At 55.1% G+C, this 332-nt stretch carries 1 protein-coding gene; it reads left to right on the top strand.

The annotated features are described in order from the left end of the window. Nucleotides 1–2: 2 nt before the first annotated feature. A partial coding sequence (locus tag B3F77_RS18235; RefSeq protein ID WP_349678424.1) for an ATP-binding cassette domain-containing protein occupies nucleotides 3–332 on the top strand: 330 nt, incomplete at its 3' end.

The following is a 332-nucleotide window of genomic DNA, read 5'->3' as shown; positions in this document are numbered from 1 at the left end:
ATATCATTGCCGGCCTTCTAGAGCCAGACGCGGGAAGCATCAGTGTCGATGGCACCATCGTGACAAATCTGCGTGGCCGCGTTGGCTACATGATGCAAAAAGATTTGCTGTTTCCGTGGCGAACCGTACTCGAAAATGTGTTGTTGGGCCTGGAGCTGAAAAAAATGCCGATGGCCGAAGCACGCGAGACCGCGCTCGAATACTTGAATACCTACGGCTTGTCCGGTTTCGAGAACGCTTACCCTCGGACCCTGTCAGGCGGCATGCGGCAACGAGTGGCGTTGATCAGGACCTTGATCAGCAACCCGGATGTTTTGCTGCTCGATGAGCCG

It is taken from the genome of Polaromonas sp. UBA4122, assembly GCA_002381615.1.
Classification (GTDB): Bacteria; Pseudomonadota; Gammaproteobacteria; order Burkholderiales; family Burkholderiaceae_C; genus Polaromonas.
The sequence above is the reverse complement of the archived record's forward strand: the minus strand, read 5'-3'. Positions and strand labels throughout refer to the sequence as shown.